Origin of the sequence: Clostridioides sp. ES-S-0048-02, from assembly GCF_020658495.1 — a bacterium.
GTDB lineage: Bacteria > Bacillota > Clostridia > Peptostreptococcales > Peptostreptococcaceae > Clostridioides.
Genome location: NZ_JACVWH010000005.1, coordinates 287,573 through 309,342, shown reverse-complemented (window position 1 = coordinate 309,342; position 21,770 = coordinate 287,573). Strand labels below are relative to the sequence as shown.

At 28.5% G+C, this 21,770-nt stretch carries 15 protein-coding genes; 6 read left to right on the top strand and 9 right to left on the bottom strand.

Translation table 11 applies throughout. The annotated features are described in order from the left end of the window. Nucleotides 1-446 precede the first annotated feature (446 nt). The 3 genes from IC173_RS09685 to IC173_RS09675 are packed head-to-tail and all read right to left on the bottom strand — an operon-like array spanning nt 447 to nt 2,510. On the bottom strand, nt 447-1,508 hold the full coding sequence (locus tag IC173_RS09685) for a DUF4097 family beta strand repeat-containing protein (RefSeq protein WP_227855479.1): 1,062 nt from the start codon (nt 1,506-1,508) through the stop codon (nt 447-449). After that, complete coding sequence (locus IC173_RS09680) at nt 1,501-2,178, bottom strand: TMEM198/TM7SF3 family protein (RefSeq protein ID WP_227483083.1); 678 nt, start codon at nt 2,176-2,178, stop codon at nt 1,501-1,503. Before IC173_RS09680 ends, IC173_RS09685 begins: the two co-directional genes overlap by 8 nt. 11 nt (nt 2,179-2,189) lie before the next feature. Further along, on the bottom strand, nt 2,190-2,510 hold the full coding sequence (locus IC173_RS09675; RefSeq protein ID WP_227433593.1) for a PadR family transcriptional regulator: 321 nt from the start codon (nt 2,508-2,510) through the stop codon (nt 2,190-2,192). Between the two features lie 370 nt (nt 2,511-2,880). Between IC173_RS09675 and IC173_RS09670 the strand changes: the two genes are divergently transcribed. Beyond that, the gene (locus IC173_RS09670) at nt 2,881-4,218 is read left to right on the top strand and encodes an ATP-binding protein (protein ID WP_227433592.1); all 1,338 of its coding nucleotides are present in this window, start codon (nt 2,881-2,883) and stop codon (nt 4,216-4,218) included. A 479-nt stretch (nt 4,219-4,697) separates the two neighbouring features. Here the strand turns inward: IC173_RS09670 and IC173_RS09665 are convergent, their stop codons facing one another. From IC173_RS09665 to IC173_RS20965, 5 genes are all read right to left on the bottom strand, one after another. Continuing rightward, nucleotides 4,698-5,267 (bottom strand): hydrolase, encoded by a 570-nt coding sequence (locus IC173_RS09665; RefSeq protein ID WP_227433591.1) that lies wholly within the window; start codon nt 5,265-5,267, stop codon nt 4,698-4,700. 299 nt (nt 5,268-5,566) lie between these two features. Further along, complete coding sequence (locus tag IC173_RS09660; RefSeq protein WP_227855478.1) at nt 5,567-6,829, bottom strand: MFS transporter; 1,263 nt, start codon at nt 6,827-6,829, stop codon at nt 5,567-5,569. Nucleotides 6,830-6,837: 8 nt separating this feature from the next. Beyond that, the gene (locus IC173_RS09655; protein WP_227433589.1) at nt 6,838-7,071 is read right to left on the bottom strand and encodes a hypothetical protein; all 234 of its coding nucleotides are present in this window, start codon (nt 7,069-7,071) and stop codon (nt 6,838-6,840) included. 186 nt (nt 7,072-7,257) lie between these two features. Next, a complete protein-coding gene (locus tag IC173_RS09650; RefSeq protein WP_227855477.1) occupies nt 7,258-7,836 on the bottom strand; it encodes a TetR/AcrR family transcriptional regulator in 579 nt (192 codons plus the stop codon). Between the two features lie 196 nt (nt 7,837-8,032). Continuing rightward, complete coding sequence (locus IC173_RS20965; protein ID WP_227855476.1) at nt 8,033-8,188, bottom strand: 4Fe-4S binding protein; 156 nt, start codon at nt 8,186-8,188, stop codon at nt 8,033-8,035. A 475-nt stretch (nt 8,189-8,663) separates the two neighbouring features. Between IC173_RS20965 and IC173_RS09640 the strand changes: the two genes are divergently transcribed. Further along, nucleotides 8,664-10,124, top strand: coding sequence for an NADP-dependent glyceraldehyde-3-phosphate dehydrogenase (locus IC173_RS09640; RefSeq protein WP_227855475.1), 1,461 nt, complete (start codon nt 8,664-8,666; stop codon nt 10,122-10,124). Between the two features lie 489 nt (nt 10,125-10,613). Here the strand turns inward: IC173_RS09640 and IC173_RS20710 are convergent, their stop codons facing one another. Further along, entirely contained in the window at nt 10,614-10,739 is a 126-nt protein-coding gene (locus IC173_RS20710) for a hypothetical protein (protein WP_255613358.1), read from the bottom strand. A gap of 608 nt (nt 10,740-11,347) precedes the next feature. Between IC173_RS20710 and IC173_RS09635 the strand changes: the two genes are divergently transcribed. The 4 genes from IC173_RS09635 (at nt 11,348) to IC173_RS09620 (ending at nt 21,720) form a co-directional block, all read left to right on the top strand. Next, nucleotides 11,348-11,815, top strand: a complete 468-nt coding sequence (locus IC173_RS09635; protein ID WP_227433583.1) for a MarR family transcriptional regulator — start codon at nt 11,348-11,350, stop codon at nt 11,813-11,815. Nucleotides 11,816-12,133: 318 nt separating this feature from the next. Next, a complete protein-coding gene (locus IC173_RS09630) occupies nt 12,134-13,369 on the top strand; it encodes an MFS transporter (protein WP_227855474.1) in 1,236 nt (411 codons plus the stop codon). Between the two features lie 630 nt (nt 13,370-13,999). Then, nucleotides 14,000-16,501, top strand: a complete 2,502-nt coding sequence (locus tag IC173_RS09625; RefSeq protein ID WP_227855473.1) for an ATP-binding protein — start codon at nt 14,000-14,002, stop codon at nt 16,499-16,501. Between the two features lie 14 nt (nt 16,502-16,515). Beyond that, nucleotides 16,516-21,720, top strand: coding sequence for a GTPase (locus tag IC173_RS09620; RefSeq protein WP_227855472.1), 5,205 nt, complete (start codon nt 16,516-16,518; stop codon nt 21,718-21,720). Nucleotides 21,721-21,770 lie beyond the last annotated feature (50 nt).

The following is a 21,770-nucleotide window of genomic DNA, read 5'->3' as shown; positions in this document are numbered from 1 at the left end:
CTTGTAATATATCTTTGAACATATCTCTTAGATAACTACTTATATCTCCAGATTTTATAAATTCTCCATCTGATATAATTTCTTTGACTAATTGTTTTCTTAAAGTATTCATAAAAAATCTCCTTTAAGACATTTGATTATATTTAAATCATTGCCATAAAGAAGATTTTTATTAACCTTGAAGCACAAATTATTTTACATTACCAATAAAGTTAATTGATATATAAAATGTTAACTTGTGTATAGATAGATATTTTCTGTATAGATAAGTATCTTGTGAATAAATAATTATAATTAGAGGCACATTTAGTCATATTTTTTATGATAATGTGCCTCTAATTTTTGCTTATAAGATATAAAGATTTATCTTCGTGTAATTTATATAACTTTTTAATGTATATTATCTTTATGTAGTTTATACAAAGCTTTAATATCGCTATTTTTTGTTAGTTATTTTTTATAATATTTAAATCGGCACTTGTAGTATCCACATACATCTTTGCAGTCCCATTTTTATAAACATATGAATCGCCATCCTGAAGTAATTTAAAACTACTATTTAAATTACCAGAGACCTTACTAAAATCTAAGGTAAATCCTGAATTCTCAGGAATATACAAATCAATATCACCAGAAGTAGTATCACATTTGAAAGAAGACAACATTGCACTTGAATTAATTTTTATATCTCCACTAGTTGTCTCAGATTTGATATTGGAAAATTTACCATCTATATTAACTTTACCAGAAGTTGATTCGCATATAAGATTCTTATTGTCCATATTTTCTAAATCTATATCTCCACTTGTTGTATTTATCTTCAAATCGTCAGTTTTACCAGAAAGTTGAATTTTACCAGATACTGAATTACAGGTAACACTTTTACTATCAAGTTTTTTTATGTTGATATTGCTACTAGTTGTCTCTAAAGTCATTTTGTCAATCTTACCATACATTTCTATATTACCTGAAACTGATTCAATATACGCCATGTTACTTTTAAGATAAGTACTATATATATCTGCTGAAGTAGTAGATACATTTATATTGTTATATAATTTTTCAGGTAAATATAGTTCAAGTACTGTTGATTTTGGAAGTCCAATTCCAATGAAGAATTTTTTTGCAGAATTATCAATGATAGAAAGAGTATTACCATCAACCTTTATTTTTGCAATCTTTTTCCTTGAAAAATTAGAAGGAGCTTTTTGAATTAATTTGATTTTATTAGAATCACTCTTTAAAACTCTAACTTCACCTGAAATCCAGTCAACATCAATATTATTTATTTTATTTGAAAAACTCTCACTTTTAACAGTTATATACTTATCATAATTTTTATTAGAGGATAAAAAACTTTCATTTTTAACTGAACCTTTAATCAAATCTTTGACATCATATTTAGATGAAGTAATAGTATTTGTAAGGAAAATAATAAATATTATAGAAAATACTATAGCCACAATACTCCAAACAATAATTTTTATTTTTAAAAATTTTTTATTCATATTTATCATCATCCTCCGCGTCTTTTAATTGTAGTACACCTTCGACTATATGAATTCCCGCAGCACCTATTATGAATATTATCCATGAAAAGCTCCAAGCATCAAAACATATATTAACAATTAAAAAAATGCCAACTATTATCATCCAATATGCACTCATAAATGATTTATAAGCAAGATTTGTACTTTTAGTTTTTACTCTCCATTCTTTGAATTCTTCTACAATAGTATCATCAGATGGACTATAGTTTTGCTTTGTCATTCCATTGTATACTAATAGACCTGTTCCAACTGCTATTAATATAAACATTGGAAGACTAGCCAGAGTTGGTTGGATACCCAAGTTTACAATTAAAACAGCAGTTAAAAATGGACTTATTATAAAAAGAGCAATTGCTATTGATACTCTCAAAGCTCTTTTTTTTCTTTCTTCAATTAATTCAGAAGACATAAAATATGGTTCTTTAACACTTTCAATTAATTCAGATAAATCTCCAATCCCAGATATTACTGAATTATATGCTTCTTGCTTTGACTTACCATTTTGTATTTGGTCGCTGTATTTTTCTTTTAGATTTTCGAATAGTTCATCTTTAAGTTCTTTGACCTTTCTTGTTTCTTTAACTTCTGTAAAGCTTTGTTCAATATAATCATGTATTTTATCTAACATATTTTCACCTCCTAAATTAATGTGTCTATTAACAATTTTGTATTATCCCATTCTTCACGGCTTTTTTTATATTTTTCTCTACCTTCGCTTGTTATAGAATAATATTTTCTTCTAGCACCAGTAGCCTCATCACCCCAATAAGATGTTATTGCACCAGATTGTTCAAGTCTACGAAAGGCTGTGTATAAGGTTGCTTCTTTTAACTCATACAAGCCTTGTGTTTTTTCTAATATAGATTTATTAATCTCATAACCATAGCTATCTTTTTCAAGTAAATGCTTTAAGATAATTGTTTCTGTATGACCTCTTATCATATCAGATGCGATTTTCATAAACATCACCTCCGTTTAAGTATATAATACTTTTATATACCTCGCCTGTCAATGTATTTCGTGTGATAAAATTTATTTTATTATAATTCTTACAGCTTTATATCGTTTTAGGAGAGAATTACATACTAAATCATATGAAAAACGTACTTTTATAGTTATTTATAGAGAAATGATGTTGTTATTAAATTGGAAGAAGGAAGAATGCTTAAATATATTAGCATATGTAATGATATTATTAAAAAATAAAATAAAATTCAATTTATTTAGGATAATTCTATCAAGGTATTTACTACAGGTGTAGAGTCGTATATAATTAAGTTATATGGAAAATTTTAAAAATTAAATTATTAATACACTAGGAGAAAATATTATGATAAAGTCAAATTTGTTTTGGAATATTTTCATTGCTATGTCTTTTATCATAGAATGGTTTGTTTGTAAAAAAATACTAGATTACACAAGTATACAAAAAATTTCCAATAAAAGAATAAATCTTTACATGATAGGTATTATTATTTTTGCTAATATATTTTATTTCTTTGACGTAATTCCAAATATAAGAGTAATTATATCTGTGATGATTATGATTGCATTTTACAAAATTTCATATAGAGTAAGGCTTACAAAAGCCATACTAATATCTTTAATGTATTGGATGTTGTTAATGGGTATAGATGCTTTGAGCATGTCTTTAACAATTTGGATTAATTCAATAGATGATATGAGCCAAATGTTAACAGAAAATATATATAGAATTGAGTCAATTGTATCTGGAAAGACAATTTTGCTTTTAATTTTATTTTTATATAAGACATTAAAAATAAAATTGAATATAGAAATAAATAAAAAGACATTAACATATGTAATTATACCTATAATTGCCAATATAGCGTCTTTCTTTGCTATTTTTGAATACATATTTAATCCTAAAACTAGTGGTAGTTTAATACATAATTATCAATTACTTATAATCTCTATCATGTTACTTCTATCAAGTATTATCTTGATTTTAGTTGCTAAAAAATTACAAGAGTATAATGCATTAATAGCAGAAAATAATATGATTAAAAACGTTTTACACAATAAAAATGAATATTATGAGGATATAGAAAAGAAACATTTAAAAACTAGATTATTAAGTCATGATATGAAAAATCATATCTTATGTATAAAAACTATGGTTAAAAAAGGTATTGATGTTACTTCATATTTAGATGACTTACAGATGGAGATTCAAAGTAATGATATTTTATTTAATACTGGTAATTTTATCTTAGATGCTATATTGAGTGAGAAGAAAGAAGTTTGTGATAAAAATAATATAGAACTTAAAATAGGAATAAATTTTGGTCACTGTGAAGCTATTGAATTAATAGATGTATGTCATATATTTTCAAATATCTTAGATAATGCAATTGAAGCATGTAAAAAAATTGAGGAGGGGAGTAAAGTAATTTGTGTTAAAGGTGATGTTTTACAAAATTTTTATCTTATAAGAGTGGAAAACACTAAAGTAAATGAAATTATCACAAAGAACGGACAAATTGTAACAGATAAAAAAGATGCACTTCATGGTCTAGGAATAAAAAGTATAAAAAACTCTGTAAATAAATATGGAGGTAATGTTGTAATTGAATATGATGATAAAAAATTTGTAGTGAAGATTGCTATACCACTTAGGAATGTGAAAAAAGCAATTAATATATAATTTGATGTGTCATGAGTAAATAATATAATTTTATAAAGATAATAGACTTAATTATTACCTATAAGAATCTATTTAAATTAGTGTGTTATATAGTGAATCATACATATAGTGAGCTATGCATATAGTGTGTTGTACAAATAGTGTGTTGTACATATAGTGATTCGTGCATAGAATGAGTTTTAAAATATAAAGTCTGAGATTTATAGATAATGTGGCTGGAAGTAGATAACATGGGTGGAATCAGTAGACAAAATAACATAAAAAAGAAGTTGCATCGAAAGGAGAAAAACTCTTTAGAGATGTAACTTCTATTGCAACTAAAGTTATGTTATATTGATAAAATCAACAAAACATTTGTATCAACGTAACTGCTTATTAGTGAAACTATTAAATTGATAAATACATAATCAGATACTATATATCTAGTTGTTCTATTATTTAATTTGGTTTTATTATACTTACTTTATATGTATGATAGCCTATATTTCCATTTCTGGAATTAGGCTTCTCATAGCCTCTATAGTTGTTTGTATAAGTTTGTCAAGTTCCCAATCAAGCATTTCTGCACCACTTCTTATAACATCTCTAGAACAGCCAGCAGCAAAAGATTTATCTTTAAATTTCTTTTTAACAGACTTTAATTCTAAATCAGATACACTTTTTGAAGGACGCATTATTGCAGCAGCACCAATTAATCCAGTAAGTTCATCTACAGCAAATAAAACTTTTTCCATAAATTGCTCTGGTTTAACGTCTGAGCCAGTCAATCCATATCCATGACTTACAGTAGAATCAATTATTGATTTATCTAAATCAAGTTCAGTCATTAATTCTCTTTGCTTAACACAATGTTCTTCAGGATACATCTCAAAGTCTAAGTCATGTAAAAGTCCAACGATTTCCCAAAATTCTACTCTTTCAGGGTCGTATTCTTTTGCATAATATCTCATAACACCAGATACAATTTGAGCGTGTCTTATATGAAATTCTTCCTTATTGTATTTTTTTAAGATTTCCCATGCTTGCTCTAAATTTGGCATGTAACTCATTACTATCACTCCTCTAGCTGAATATTTTGAATTTTTATAAAGCTTATTTTTCATTGATTATATCAATCAATTTCCAATACGTCAACACACTAATGCATAATTTTGCATTTAAATTCAGAAATTAGTGAAAATTAAAATTTTATCAGTATATATGACACATTCATATATTATGCTACAGTCGTATAGTTTTGTATATTTTGTAAAATTAAGACTAAAATCAAACATCATAATGTATCTATGAATATAAATATTCTGCTGATATTATTTGTAAAAAATACAATTAGAATATAATAAAATCTCTATTTGTTGTACTTAGCACTTTTGTCTTTTAATATTACTTTTGAAATAATTGCTATAAAGAATGTAACTATACCAACTCCTATAATAATAATGTAAACTCTATCTGATAATAAATCAAAAAGTTTACCATATATGACTTGACCAAGAGGCATTGCAGCAGCTGTTCCTGCAAAAAGTATCGCCATTACTTTTCCTAACAGTTCATTTGGAGTTTCTAATTGAGTTATTGTTATGGCAAATATTGAAATAATTGTTGTCATGAAAAATATTAACATAGAGGATATTACAAGAATTAAAAATGGTGCTACCAACCCTGTTTGTAGTATAGATGGATATACCGAAAATGCCATTGGAATAAACATTAGTGCACATACACAAAGGTATATATATAAATTACTAATTTTTATATGTTTAGAGAACATGCCAATACTTATAGCAGCTACTAGTGAACTAAATGATATTGCTCCCTGTGCAGTACCATATAAGGTATCATTAGCACCCATTGTTATTTTTATTATATATGGTATACCTACAATTATCATTGAAGTTAAAAAGAGGTTTAATGCCATTGCTATAAATAATATTTTTAATAGAGTAGGATTTTCTTTACATATATGGACAACACCATCTTTTATATCATTAAAGATAGACTTTATGATATTACCAGACTGTTCTTGTTTAATAAAAGGCATCTGAATAAACATTTCCATAATAGCTGATAAAAAGAAGCTTATACAACTGATAATTACAATAGCATTAACTCCAAGAATTCCATATAAAACACCACCTAGTACAGGTCCAGCGATATTTGTAAGAGATGCAACTCCAGCTACGACACCATTTGCATTCATTAAATTTTTACTATCAACTAGGATAGGTGTACTCGACTGAACAGTGGGTTGATACATCGTACTTATTATTGAAAGTATGGTCATGATAATTCCTACAAGAAGTATTGAACCTTTATTGTTAAATAAAAATAATGCTAAGACTAGAACAGTTAAACTACTTGAAAAATCAAAAATAACCATTAAATTTCTTTTATTAAATTTATCTGCAATAGCTCCACCAATAGGGGAACATATTATAATTGGAATTGAAGATACTGCAAGTATTGTAGCAAATATTCCTGCTTTTCCTGTCATATCAAGTATGTACAAGGATAAAGCGAATTTAAGTATTGAGGCACCAAACAGCGAAATTATTTGACCTAATACCATTAAGTTGAAGTTTTTGTTGAAAGTATTTAGTGATTTTGTCATATATACACCTACCTATCTAAGATTATTAAAACATTTATAATAATTGTTATAACAGCAATTACTATTAGAAGTTTTCTTTTTATTTTAATTCCTAACACTATTAAAAATATAGCAAACATTATAGATAGAGTAGAGTAGAAAGGCATAAGTTCACTACTAGGGTCTACAAGTTTTGTGTGTATGTTTAATTTTTCATTTATTTTATATATAATATCGTTTAGTTTTTGTATTAGTTCAATCATATGGACTCTCCCAAAAGAATTTTAAAGGAATTTTAGCAGAAAAACAAAATTTATTATTTTTGCTGTGTAATTCACTTAATTTGTTTATTTAATTTAATTTATTTTATAGTTACCTATTCTACTAGTTACCTATTCTACATAATCATTTATTTTACTTATATAATCTAGTAAAATTAGCACATCATATTATTCAAATATGTCATCTACAAGATTCTCTATCATGAAATCGAATACTTCAAAATAGTTATATCCAATATCTTCTTTTAACAGTAGACTTGATAATAGAGCATTACAAACACCAAAGGCTTTTTCTTTATCTATTTTTAGTTTAAAATCATACTTTTCAATTAAATCATAGAAGCTTTGTATATTGTTATGTTCAAGCTTTGAAACCATGTCTTTAGGTAATTTGTTTAAAAAAGCAATAGAATCATGATCTCTGGGAGCATATAAAAATGGATTTTTATCATATAAGCGATATAACATCTTTAAAGATGCTACAAATCCTTCTTTTGTAGGCATACTATTCAAGATTTCGTATATTGATGATATAAGTCTATTTTGAATTCCATTTAATACTTCAAAAAATAACTTTTCTTTTGAATCAAAAAATGTGTAAAAAGAGCCTTTTGCAATTCCTGCCTTTGAACAAAGCTCATCAATATTAGTTTTTTTATATCCATATTTAGACCAGTGGTTTTCACATTCTAAAATTAATCTTTCTCTTATATTGTTTTTTTCAACTTCTGTAAAGCTTTTAGCCATATTTATCAATCCTTTCCATAAGTATGTATATGTATGACTTAAAATATTTTTTTAGTCATACATATATAGTATTGTCCATTTATGAATTTGTCAAGTATGATTTTGTTAACAAACAACGTTTTTTTGCTACAATCTGCAAGTAGTATTATAGTAGAGGCAGTTATATGAAAAGAGCCAATAGCCATAAGGAATGCCCTTATAGGTTATTGGTTCTATGTATGTGCACTTGATAACTGGCATATTTAATTGTTTTACAGGGACATACTTTAGCACATAATCCGCAATAAATACAATCATCCCAAACTGTAAAATATTTATCATTGCCTGGACAATTCTTTATATAACGGTCCATTATTTTATGAAAAAGTGCATTTACTAAAAAATTGGATTTTGGATAGCTTTTTATTTCTTTTCGTGATATTTCTTTTTTAAAACAGAATAGTGTTCTGCTTAAATTATATCACATAGATAGATTAGGGTCAATGATTAACAGAATAATGTTCTCTTAATTGTGTAATATGTTCTATTATGGTTGACATTATGATATGTGTAATTATATCTTGCAAGAAACTCAAGCATGAAATGATGAGGAATTATTTAAAATAAAAATACATTAAAATAAGTACTTAAACTACAGAGACATATTAAAAAATAGGTATTTAAATTAAAAAGCTACTTCTAATTAAAACGTTATTTAAAATACAAAAAATAAGGATTACAAAATTTTTTTTAAAGGTAAACGTTTATGAGAAAAAGAAATGTTTACATAACAAATAAATGGCTATAATTTAAATACATAATGTTATATCAGAGAGAGGAATAAAAATATGTTTAATGAACTTAAAACCGAAGAAAATGTATATAAAAATTTAATAAATGGGAAATGGGTAGAATCCAATTCAAAAAAACCAATAGAAATTTACTCACCAATAGATAACTCACTTGTTGGAAAAGTACAATCTATGACAAAGCATGAAGTAGATGAAGCTATTAAAAATACAAAAGAAAGTATAAAGGTATGGGCTGATATGCCTGTATACAAGAGGGCTAATATATTTCATAAAGCAGCTGACTTATTGCTAGAAAATATGGATGAAATAGCTAATATATTGGTACTTGAAATAGCTAAAGATATAAAATCTGCAAGAGCAGAAGTTGAAAGAACAGCAGATTTTTTGAGATACACAGCAGATGTAGGAAAGAATATGGAAGGTGAGGCTATTAGTGGTGACAATTTTCCTGGTGGAACACGTAATAAGATGTCTTATGTTTCAAGAGTTCCGTTGGGTACTGTTTTAGCTATATCTCCATTTAATTATCCTGTAAATTTATCAATGTCAAAAATTGCACCAGCACTTATTGGTGGAAATGCAGTTGTCCTAAAACCTGCTACACAAGGAGCTATTAGTGCACTTCATTTAGTAGAAATTATGAGAAAGGCTGGTATACCAGATGGTGTACTCAACACAATTACAGGTAGAGGTAGTGAAATAGGAGATTATGTTGTAACTCATAAGGGAATCAACTTTATAAATTTCACTGGTAGTACTGAAGTTGGTCAACATATATCTAAAATATCTAAAATGGTTCCGTTATTATTGGAACTTGGTGGAAAAGATGCTGCTATTGTATTAGAAGATGCTGACTTGGATTTTGCAGCTAAAAACATAGTAGCTGGAGCTTACTCATATTCAGGTCAAAGATGTACGGCAGTAAAGAGAATTTTGGTTCAAGATAGTGTGGCTGATAAGCTAGTTGAAAAAATAAAACCGTTAGTAGAGAAGTTAACAGTTGGGAATCCAATGGATGAAGTAGTTATTACACCTCTTATAGATAACAAAGCAACTGATTTTGTTCAAGGATTAGTGGATGATGCATTGCATAAAGGGGCTAAATTAATAACAGGTAATGTTAGAAAAAATAATTTATTTTATCCAACATTATTGGATAATGTAAGTGTTGATATGAAAATTGCTTGGGAGGAACCTTTTGGACCAGTACTTCCAATTATAAGAATTAAAGATATAAATGAAGCAATTGAAATTGCTAATCAATCAGAGTATGGGCTTCAATCATCAGTATTTACAAGTGATATTGATAAGGCTTTTTATATAGCTGATAAGCTTGAGGTTGGTACTGTTCAAATAAATAATAAGACTGAGAGGGGACCAGACCACTTCCCATTTTTAGGGGTAAAGGCATCTGGAATGGGAACTCAAGGCGTTAAGTATTCAATTGAGGCTATGACTAGACCTAAGGCAGTAGTAGTAAATGTTAAGGGGTTGTAGATTATACTAGCAATATAGGATAGAGTGGAGAAATTAATTTTTTTCACTTTATATTTTGTTTTTTAAAGCTTTATATAGCTCTAGAAAATAATGAAGTTTTAATCAGGATATAGATTTTGTATAAATTATATAGATATAAAAAAGGTTCACTCTAATTAGGGTGAACCTTTTTTCTCTTCTTTTTAGAGAAAGAACTAAAACTAATCCAGATATTGCAGTAGGGCAATATTTAATATAAATATCATAATAATCTTCAATATGGATTTGTATGAAAAGAATAAGTATTATATGAATTATTAATGTCAAAATAATTATATTTGTTAGTATATTTCCATTTCTAACTTTTTTATTTAGCTTGAATTCATCAACTTTATTTTTCATAGATATCTGTGATAAATTTTGTCTATGAGATGTTAGAGTGTGGTTACACTTGGGGCATATAGTTGTAGTATCGTCAAACTCTAAATCACAGTTTTTGCAATACATAAGCTATGACTTCTTACCCATGTCCATATCTGAAGATTTTGCACACATATCATATGAATTTGCTGTTGTTGCTACAAAAAAAGTAGTTGCTAGTGTTAAACTTAATACCTTTGTTTTAGTTTTTTTCATTTGTTTTCCCCCTCAAAATATATTTAATTAAAGTTATAAAATTCTTGAAATTATAACTAGAATTCAATGTTTTTATCTGTGATATTATGATTCGAATAAGAGTTATATAAAAAGATTAGATGATTAATTTAAGAGTGGTAATTTAATGAATTTTATTCTATATAAGTAGTATATCGGAAAAAATAAAACTATATCACTGAAAAATAAAAAAATACATATAAATAATTTAATATAATGATTTCTTATTGTAGATATATCCATTTTATTTTCCTCCTCAATCTTTATTCTAAAATTTTAACAAATATACAGGTTACATACTATCAATCTCACTATGTTTTTTGTCAACGTTGAGTTGCATCCTTGTAACAGCAAGTATTTCATATAAGTTTTATTATTCAATAAAGTAACTTAAAGTTATGAATTTAAGAAAAATTTAATATCTAAGTATGGTGCAGAGTATAAAATTAAATGTAGGTCTAAATTAGATGATTCTATCTCTTTATTTTATATAGTTCGATTCCTAAAAGAATTATTTTAACATTGTTGAAATAGAAACAAAAGTTTAATATAATATTGTTAATGCACTAACGGGTGGGAGGATATATACCATGAATAAAGAAGAACAGGTCATGATGGGTTTTAGAGATTTACTAAATAAGACTGTTTGGCTTAATAAATTTAAGATGGAAGAGAGTCTCAAGGGTTATAAGTCTTCTGAAGTACATTGCATTGAATACATTGGAAGAAATGTAGACTGCAATGTGACAAAACTGGCAGAATACTTTTATATGACTAGAGGTGCCATAAGTAAAGTAACTAAAAAGCTAATAAAAAAAGGTGTTATTGAAAGTTACCAGAAGCCTGATAATAAAAAAGAAATCTATTTTAGACTTACTGAGCAAGGTAAAACAGTTTATAATATCCATGAGGAACTTCATAAAGAGTTTCAAGAACGTGATAAAGTTGTATTTGAGCAGGTAACTGATGAACAATTTGACAGTATGATTAGCTTTGTCGAAAATTATAACCGACATTTGGATGAAGAAATAAAAAAACAGGGGATAATATTAAAGTAGAATAAATCAGAATAATGAAAATGAAATCATATACAGCCTAACTCTATTGAGAATAGGCTGTATTTTTATTGTTATCTATTTTGTTGACAAGGAAACAAAAAAATGATACTATAAATATGTTTCCAAGGAATCAAAAAATGAATATGGGAATATACCTCCAAATGAGGCGAAATGATAAAAGATGAACATGCTACTAGGGAAATAAAATAATGAAAAAAGTAAAGACGTAAAAAAGTAAAAAAGTAAAAAAGTAAAAAAGAAATAAAGAAATATGTTTCTAAAGGAAACAAAATTATAATTTTTGAGAGGAGAATTTAAGTGTTTATATTTAAATCAAACAATGAACAGAATACAGAACAAATTGTAGATAAAAAGGCTTTGATATTTGGTCTTATATCTGCGTTTCTTTGCGGAATCGGATTCACTATCATAGCACCTGTCGTTCCATTCTTAGTGCAACCTTATACAAATAGTCCAGAAGAACAAGCTATAGTTGTTACAATGCTAACTTCTGTTTATGCAATCTGTGTGTTTTTTGCAGCTCCTGGGCTTGGAGCTTTGAGTGACCGATATGGACGTCGTCCATTACTCTTATTATGCTTTTTGGGTTCTGCAATAGGGTATTTAGTTTTTGGAATAGGAGGAGCTCTATGGGTATTATTTGTTGGACGTATAATAGAAGGTGTAACAGGTGGGAGCATAAGCACTATCTTCGCATATTTTGCAGATATTACTCCTAGAGAACATAGAAGTAAATACTTTGGATGGGTGAGTGCATTTTCAGGTGTAGGCTGTGTTATTGGTCCAACTGTAGGTGGATTACTTGCTAAGTTTGGTTATTCTGTACCCATGTATTTTGGAGCAATAATAACTTTACTTAATGTTATTTATGGATTCCTGTATATGCCTGAGAGCCTTGATAAGAAGAATAGATTAAAGTCGATTACACTTGCAAGGCTAAATCCATTTATACAGCTTGCAAATGTACTTTCTGTAAAAAACTTAAAAAGGCTACTTTTATCAGCATTCTTACTTTGGATACCAAATGGGTCTTTACAGTCAGTTTTTTCACAATTTACAATAGACACTTTCAATTGGAAACCCGCACTAATTGGACTTGTATTTTCAATTATGGGTATACAAGACATCATTTCACAAGGTTTTATAATGCCAAAGCTTTTGAAAAAACTTAGTGATGTACAGATAGCAATTCTTGGAATGGTTTCAGAGATTATAGGTTACAGTTTTATTGCAGCATCAGCCTTGTTTTCGTTCTATCCTATTTTTATTGTTGGAATGTTTATATTTGGTTTTGGCGATTCTATCTTTGGACCTTCATTCAATGGGATGCTATCCAAGTCTGTCGATTCTAGTGAGCAAGGGAGGATTCAAGGTGGTAGTCAATCCATTCAATCTTTAGCAAGAATAATTGGACCTATCATTGGAGGTCAAATCTATGTATTTCTTGGTCATGCGACACCTGCTTTTATGGGCATGATACTTATAGGAATGGTAACATTAGTTTTGTATAAGGGGACACATGTAAATGTGTAAACTTTGTAAAATATAATAAGTAAAAATTCACTTTATGGAGCAGTTGATTTTAATAGATTGACTGTTTTTTTGTATTATATTATTTTTAATTAGATAAATTTGACTTTAAAAGTTTTTTATGATGACTATGTGTCCAGTTATGCACTTTTATCGACTAGTTACACAGTTTGCGTTGAATGCTTAGAAAATTCGTACTATTATATAAATAAATTTAAGCATATAAGGAGGTTTGTTATATGAATATTTATTGTGGAGGATGGTCAAAATTTAGACCAGTAAAGAAATAATAAGTAGAAAAATAATAAGTAGAAATATTCAATTAAGCTGTAGGAATGTTAAAAGATGTTGATTATGAAACACCTATCGTTGCTACTTAAGTTGTAGCAGGTACAAATTTAAAATTTATTTGTAATGCTACTGCAATTACAAAGGCTCCTAAGGATTATTTAGCAGAAATTATGATTTTCAAAGCTCTTCTTTGTGAAGAAAAAAGTAGAACATGTAATTAGATATATAAAATAAAAAATATAATTAGATATATAAAATAAAATAACTGTGTTAGTAAAGGCTTTATTTTACAAGCACAGTTATTTTAATATTAAAAAATTTTATAAAAAAGGGAGAAAATACATGGGAGAAAAAAATAAGCTTTTAGAAGAAATCAAAATCCTACTAGATGAAGGAAAAGTAGCAATAGATAAAGCTATAAATAAGAATCTAATTTTGATTCTTGGAGGCACAGGTTGTGGGAAAAGTACAGCAATTAATTATCTTGCAGGATGTGAAATGAAGGAAGTAGAAGATGAAGATACTGGTATCTCCTATATTGAATGTGTAGACCCTGTTGCAGAAATTGGTTCAGGAGCTGTTTCACAAACTTTGTATCCAAATATTGTAGATATGAGAAGAGAAGTAGAAGGAATGGATGCAAAATTATGTGATACTGCAGGATTTAGTGATAACAGAGGAGTAGCACATGACATTAGTGCAGCAGTTTCGTTAGGAGAGGTGTTTAGAAATTCTGCATCTATATGTGGAGTAGTTGTACTAATACCAGAAGCAGATATATTAGAGGCTAGACTTACAAAAGTACTTGATTTATTTCAACAATTAAATATGTGTCTTCATAAAGAGAATTTTAGAGGAAGTATTACTTTCTTTATTTCTAAAAGCTTTTTAGGAAGAACAGAAAAACAAATATATAATGTGATTAGAAAAAAATACGAACAATTGTGTGAAAGTCCAGAAAATAATATACAAGATAAAGCTTGGTTATTTGAAGAATTGCTAAAAGGAGAAGGAAAAAATATTCATCTTTGTAAACCACTTGAAGCAGAGCAAAGAGAAGGATTATTAAAAGAAGTAATAAAATTAGAAGAAGTAAAAGATAAAACATCAGCATTCCAATATCCAATCAGTGCAGATGCAAGATTAGTTTTAGATACATTAATAAAAGATATTCAAAGTAGTATAGTATCTAGACTAGAAGTTTATGTCAAGGAATATACAGAAGACTTTATTAAGAAGGTTGAAAGAGTAACAATGATTCAAGAAATGTCAAAATATGAAAGAGTAGTAGACATATTTAAAAACTGGTTAGAAAGTTCAGTTAATGCAGAAAGTATTACTTTAGATAAATTTATCAATTTATTGTCAGGAGAAAGTGGATTATTCTTGGAAGACACATGTATAAAACTACAAAATGAGATAAGAAGAAACTTAGATATAATTAAAGATTTAAATAAATATACAGACCATGGAAATGCTGAAATTTCACTATCTTCTGTATATATGGAATCTATTATAGAAAAAACAAGTAAAAGTATAATGGAACAAAAATTTATTATTATAAGAAAGAAAATAGAAGAGATTTTAGTTTCTTATGAGGTACAAAAACAGGTATGGACATTATCAAATAGAGATAAATTGATGGAAGTTGCAAATAAAACAGACTACATATATAGTAAACGTGATTTTGAGCCTATTTTAAAGAATCTTATAGATAGAAATAGTGAAGAATTAGAAGCAAATATAACAAGATTAAATGCATATGGAGAAAAAGGAAATGAAATAATTAGAAATCTTGTAAGTAAATATATTTTAAATCCATTTATAATAAAATCATTTATACTTAAAGAAAAGACGGTAATAGAAGTTAAAGCATTAATTAAAAACTTGGTAATTAGCAGTGTTTTAGAAGCTTTTAGAAATAGAAATGTGGGAGATGATGTCTCTACAATTATGTTTTTAGCTAAAGACACTATCTATATGGATATTAATCTTGGAATGGATTTTGCATCAGAAAAAAATATCATTATTTCTTGTGAGAATCTTGATGTAAGTAGTAATTCTAAGATTAATGTAAGTGGAAAGAGTGGAAATCTTATAGATAATTCTATATATGGAATCAATGGTGAAGATGGTAGAGATGCAGGAAATATTTATTTGTACATTAAAGAAGAAATTAGAAACTATCGCCTTACACTAATAGCAAATGGAGGAAATGGTTCAAGAGGAACAGATGGTAAAGATGGTGTGGCTGGAAGCACAGGTAGAAATGGAAGTGATGCAGGATATACAAGTTATTTCTATGGACAAATGTTTAAAGGTTATTTTGCAGAAGGAACAAGTGGTGCAAAAGGAGGAAAAGGAGAAAAAGGAGGAAATGCTGGAAGAGGTGGAAATGGAGGAAGTAAAGGAAATATTTACTTCTTGGCAGATTCAGATAAAAAGAGAGAGAAGTTAATCAGTTGTTGTGATATAACAGTAAGAGATGGAGAAAGAGGTCCAGATGGAAGACCAGGATTTGGTGGAAGTGGAGGAAAAGGTGGTCATCATGGTTATAATACACTTTCATTCTCTCCAAGTGCTATAGATTCTACTGTATACTATACAGGATATTTTAAAAGTTGGGATTATAAACTAACTAGTATTACTAGTTATCGTATAACTCTTGAAGGTGGAAGTTGGGAAAAAGGAAAAGAAGGTCCATCAAGAGAGTATGCTGATTATGGAGATAGAGGAGAATCTGGAGGATATAATAATCCAAATTATAAAAAATCAACAGCAGTTTTAAAAGTTGAAGAAAGCTTTGTTAAAGAGAAATATCAAAACTATTGTGCTGAAATATAGAAAGGGATGGATATATGTCAAATGAATTGTATAATGGAATCATAAATCTTTTGGAAAATGGAAGGAATGAACTGGAAAGATACAATTTAAAAGAAAAATCGATTTTGTTATTCCTGGGTGCTTCAGGGGTTGGAAAAAGCACTTGTATCAACTATTTAAAAGGTTGTGATATGGAAGAAAAAACAGATGCGGAAACTGGACAAGTGTACATCACAGCTAAAGATTCAGCAGTTGATATTGGTAATGGTGTATATTCTAAGACTTTATGCCCAGAAGTTGTAGATATTGAAAATAAAGCATTTTCTTTATGCGATTGTCCTGGATTTTTTGATAATCGTGGAGCAGAGTATATGATTGCAGGAGCAATGCTTGTAAGAGAAACTATATCTGCATCTTTAAAAGTAAAAGGTATAGTAGTCATTTTAGACTACCAGTCTTTACTGGACTCTAGACATACACTGTTAATTGATACAGCTAAAAACTTAAAAGATATGTTTAATGAATATACACAGTATAAGGAAAATTTTTTCTTTCTTATCAATAAAATACCTAAGCCACTTAGTGGTAACGTGACAAAAGAGAAAGTTAGAAATATACTGAAAAAAGTAAAAGAAGACCTAGATAGCCAAGAAAAATATTATGAAGGTTATAAGGAACTGGTATATCTGTTAAATGTGGTACTAGCAGATAATGTTTCTATAGAATTGTGTAATCCACTAGACACAAAGCCAGAAAATCTATTGAGAGAATTAGAAAAACTTCCAACTACTTTCAAGAAAACTGATATGGGATTAATGCTTACTGCTTCTTGTAAAATGGAGATACAAAAAGCTGTTGACACAACATATAAAGAACTAGAAAAACTTCTAGCTCCCTATATAGAAAGTGTAAAAAAGGCATTAGAAGATTCTATTTCCATTTTATCTTCTATAGAAAATCTAAAAGAAAAAAAATCTCAGTTGGAACAAATGTATCAGAGTTTATGTAAAACAAATAGTATTGAAGAACTTATGGAGTTTGTACAAGGGCTTTTCTATGGTGATGGAGTGCAAAAAGTAAATATATTAGAAAAAATACACCTTGTTCTAGAGCTAAATAGTTACTGCAAAGAAACTAATATTGTCGGTCTAAGTGAATTATTAAAGTCATTATTAAATACAACACTGGAAGATACATTAAAATGTATTAAATACTGGATAGCAGAGAAGGAATTGGAACAAGAAGAAGCTGAGAAGCTTCTAGATGCAGAATACAGAAGAGAAAAAATCCAAAGTTGTACATATATAAAATCATATGAAAAAGATAAAGTGCTTTCTATATATATTCCTGTACCTAAAGTGAATTTATCAGATTTAACTAAAATAATATCTGGCTATAAACTTAATGAATTATCATCTATATATATGTATGGAGAGTGTGAGCTAAAAATAGATTGTGATATGAAGAAGGATGTTTTCTCAGGTAAAAATATAGTTCTATTAGTTGAAAGATTATGTATACCAAAAGGTTCTTATTCAATTAATGTTTCTGGAAATGACGCAAAAAAATTGGATGGAGAAAGTTCTATTTATAACGGAATGAATGGAAGAGTCGGAAATAATGCAGGAACCTCAGGCGATATTTTAATATCTTTTAAACATATACAAAAAGAAGGCGAACTTAAGCTTTATGCTGACGGTGGACAAGGTGGAAATGGTCAAGATGGAAAAGTAGGAGAAACAGGAGCATCTGGAGTAGCTGGAGCAAATGCAAAACTAGGCTCTAAACCAGAGAAAAAAGAGTTTGCTGAGGAAAAAGGTGCAAAATACTATATAATAGAAGCAGAAAAAGGAAAACAAGGAAATACTGGAGGAAAAGGTGGAGATGGTGGAAATGCTGGTCTTGGAAGTAAGGCTGGACAGATTTATCTCCTTGGAGAAGCAACAGTTCTAAAAAGTTCTATAAGCCAAATAGACGGAAGACATGGCTTAGCTGGAAAAGGCGGTTCTGGAGGAAAAGGTGGAGCTGGAGGTCTTGGAGGAATCCGCGGAGTTTTTGAAGAAGCAAGAATGTATATAGGAATTTCTGGTAAAACGGGTTATAGTGACATAAACTATTACTATTTTGATAGATATGTGATAGGGAGTGGTTCAGATAGTGAGGAAACAGCAGATGATGGAAAGGCATTAGATGATCTTTATACAAAACACAAGGACTGGACAATTAAAAAGCTTGCAGACTCAGGTCTAGATGGAGCACAGGGAAAAGAAGGAAATCCTGGAAAGTCATTAGTAGAAAACGAATTGTTAAAGCAAGAGTATTCTCTATCAATGGATACATTTTTCTATCAATTCTTTGAAAGATTTGGTTTTTCTGGAAGTAAAGGATATAGAAATCTTAAACTTTTATGTGCAGTAGGAATTTTAGAAGCTGATATTTTAGAAATTTCGCATATTTATGAGATTTTTAATGCAGTTGAGAAAGTGGAAATGCAGTTAAATAGAGAAATTCTTCAGAAGTATTATAAATTTGATAAGAAAAATAAAGAAGTAATTTCTTTAGATGATATGCATATTAAGAAAGCGTTTTACCAAGAAGCAAAAGAGATTTATGACTACCTTATAAATAAATTGATGCAGTCTAATAGAATAGAAGCTTTTGTAAAAGAAAATCAGAGTTTTAGTGAATGGAGTATGATTTTATTTGCATTAGAACAGAAGGCAGCATTTTATATGCAGATGATAGAGGAAGATGAAATTGGAGGAAATCGTGTTACAGATATTCGAACTCTGACAGATTATCTAGAGAAGACTTTAAAAGAATTGGAACAAGGAAAGAAAGATGAATTAAAAGAAGCATATTTTAATACCTATAAGGAAAGTGTTTTAACTCAAATTAACTCAGGAAATCAACAAATAGAAGTTTTGAAAAAAGAGCTTGAAAATAAAATGCTTTCTGTTGGAGCAAAAATGAATCTTTTGATTCAAGAAATTCTAAAGATAAAAGAAGATGAAAAAGAAGATATAAAGAAACTAGAAGAAAAGAAGGAAAAACTTCAGGAACAAATGAAAACACAGCTAATTCTTTCTGGAATACAGAGTGCGTTGAGCTTACTATCATCATTAAGTGGCATTGGTCAAGCGTGTTTAGGAGCTTTTGATAGTGCAAAATCTTTAAAAGAAAATCTTTCAGCTAAGGAAGAAGAGTACCAATGGACTAACAGAATGGTTAGTTTTTCAGATTTCAAAATGGATTCTGAAGGTATGAGTTTTGTCCTTGGAACTCAGTTAAATGAAGATAGAAAGAATGCTTTAGGAGCAATGACAAATAAACTAGTTGGTGTAGATGATGGAAAGATAGATAATTTTAATAAAATTAAAGAGATTATGACTAAGTCTTTAGATAATAATGACTATCAAGGTAAAGAAAATGACATTGCAGCAGCAAAAAATGGATTGGATGAAGGCGAGTATGAAAAGATATACACAAATATTCAGAAAAAAGAAATGGGTATGTTGGAAGCAAATTATAGTAATAAACAACAAAAAGATAAGTTGGCTGCATTAGAGAAGTGTAAAGCATCTATTGAAAGACAGCAAAAAACAGCAACTATTAAAAATGTATTAAGTATTGGTAGTGCAAGTTGTTCTTTTATCAATACAGCAATTAGTAGTGTTAATAATTGTCTAAATGTAAAAGCTAGTTTTGAAGATAAAATAAAAGTAGTCAAAGATGCGATTAAGTCAAAAGAGGATAATATTAAAAAACTAGATAATTTAAATATTCAGATGGAAGAGTTCAAAAATAAAACATTGAAAGAATCTATTATACCATTTGTAGACGGATTTGATACTACAGTTAAAAATCAGGATATTTTTGAAAATGAAATAAGCAGACTAAAAATGAAAGATGTCCTAACTGAATTAATTAAGAAGTTTGAAATCTTGAAAATGGAAAATTCAGAGGATATTTCTGGGATTTTCAAAAAAGTACAGGATATGATGGATGCTCAGATTATTATTACTGATAAGATTGACAAGAAAAAAGATAATCTTGCAATGGGAGAACTGATTTATCAAATGTCAGACAGTGGTAACCAGATGAATGAGTATCAGAAAAAGCTTATTCATCAAATTGAATTGAATCAGATTAGATATTTGTGCCAATTGGAGGCAGCAGCTTTTCAATTATGGACATTTCCATTTGGAAGCAATATAGTAAATATCTTAAATAGATGTCATGTAGGGATAACAGAAAATGAAGATGAGGTGCTAAAGCAGGCAAAGGAACAGAATAGACAAATTAAAGAGTTTTTAGTTCAAGATACTTATCAATGGCAAAAGACAGATAATCATATTTTGAAAATACCATTAGCAGGAAGTTTAGCAGGAAAATCACGTGTGGGATTTGAAAATACATTTTCTTTATATGATTGTAATGAAGAAGAAGTGAAAAAGCTTTTGACAGGAGAAGAAATTAGCTTTGAAATTCCACTAAATCAAAACTATGATGCAATGAAATATGTGACTATTTATGCAAATATACCTAATCTTAGACGAAATATTTTAGATGATAGTTTAAAAATAAATGTACATATGCATTTATATGATAAAGGATATTTTTCTCTATATGATGATAACAAAGATATGCACTATCAATATGTATTTCCACAAAATTATATCGATATTACACATGGCTTGGATGTTAAATATAAAAAAGATGATGATTCAGATTTAGTAAACTCTATATGGTCTTCAATAGAAGATAAAGGAATAGAAAAGTTTAAAAATGCGGGATTAAACTCTGGTAGAAGCCCATATTCTATGGCTAAGCTTTCTTTGAAAGCACATTTTAATAAGAAGCTTTCTTATGACCTATTGACAAGTGAGCAGAATAAAAAGCTAGAGTCATATTTTGAGAAGAGTAGCAAAGATGTATGGAATCAGAGTATAGAGAGCTTTAAAAAACTTGGATACATTGATAAAAGAGGCGTTTTGTTAAAAAACTGGTCTGAAATTAAAAAGGATATGGATAACAATGGAGAAATTATGAAGTATTTCTCTATATTACAGGCTGATTTGTGGGAAAAAATTATATATGAGCAGATGAGTATACTGAAAGAGAATATACCAAATCTGACAGTTGAGTTTATTGGTTGTGGTATCTATGTAGAGTCTGAATTTAACTATCTAAAACAAAATGAACTAAAATGCTATGAACAGAGATTAATTGAAATATAGCGGTTTTAAGTGAGGTTTAAGGAAGGGTGTTTTTAGTAGTTAAGTAGAAA

Coding starts and splice junctions, on each gene's coding strand:
- IC173_RS09665 (WP_227433591.1), bottom strand. CDS start 5,267: ATGAGTTACATGCCAAATTTAGAGCAAGCATGGGAAATCTTAAAAAAA.
- IC173_RS09660 (WP_227855478.1), bottom strand. CDS start 6,829: ATGACAAAATCACTAAATACTTTCAACAAAAACTTCAACTTAATGGTA.
- IC173_RS09675 (WP_227433593.1), bottom strand. CDS start 2,510: ATGAAAATCGCATCTGATATGATAAGAGGTCATACAGAAACAATTATC.
- IC173_RS09655 (WP_227433589.1), bottom strand. CDS start 7,071: ATGATTGAACTAATACAAAAACTAAACGATATTATATATAAAATAAAT.
- IC173_RS20965 (WP_227855476.1), bottom strand. CDS start 8,188: ATGGACCGTTATATAAAGAATTGTCCAGGCAATGATAAATATTTTACA.
- IC173_RS20710 (WP_255613358.1), bottom strand. CDS start 10,739: ATGAAAAAAACTAAAACAAAGGTATTAAGTTTAACACTAGCAACTACT.
- IC173_RS09640 (WP_227855475.1), top strand. CDS start 8,664: ATGTTTAATGAACTTAAAACCGAAGAAAATGTATATAAAAATTTAATA.
- IC173_RS09620 (WP_227855472.1), top strand. CDS start 16,516: ATGTCAAATGAATTGTATAATGGAATCATAAATCTTTTGGAAAATGGA.
- IC173_RS09625 (WP_227855473.1), top strand. CDS start 14,000: ATGGGAGAAAAAAATAAGCTTTTAGAAGAAATCAAAATCCTACTAGAT.
- IC173_RS09685 (WP_227855479.1), bottom strand. CDS start 1,508: ATGAATAAAAAATTTTTAAAAATAAAAATTATTGTTTGGAGTATTGTG.
- IC173_RS09650 (WP_227855477.1), bottom strand. CDS start 7,836: ATGGCTAAAAGCTTTACAGAAGTTGAAAAAAACAATATAAGAGAAAGA.
- IC173_RS09635 (WP_227433583.1), top strand. CDS start 11,348: ATGAATAAAGAAGAACAGGTCATGATGGGTTTTAGAGATTTACTAAAT.
- IC173_RS09670 (WP_227433592.1), top strand. CDS start 2,881: ATGATAAAGTCAAATTTGTTTTGGAATATTTTCATTGCTATGTCTTTT.
- IC173_RS09680 (WP_227483083.1), bottom strand. CDS start 2,178: ATGTTAGATAAAATACATGATTATATTGAACAAAGCTTTACAGAAGTT.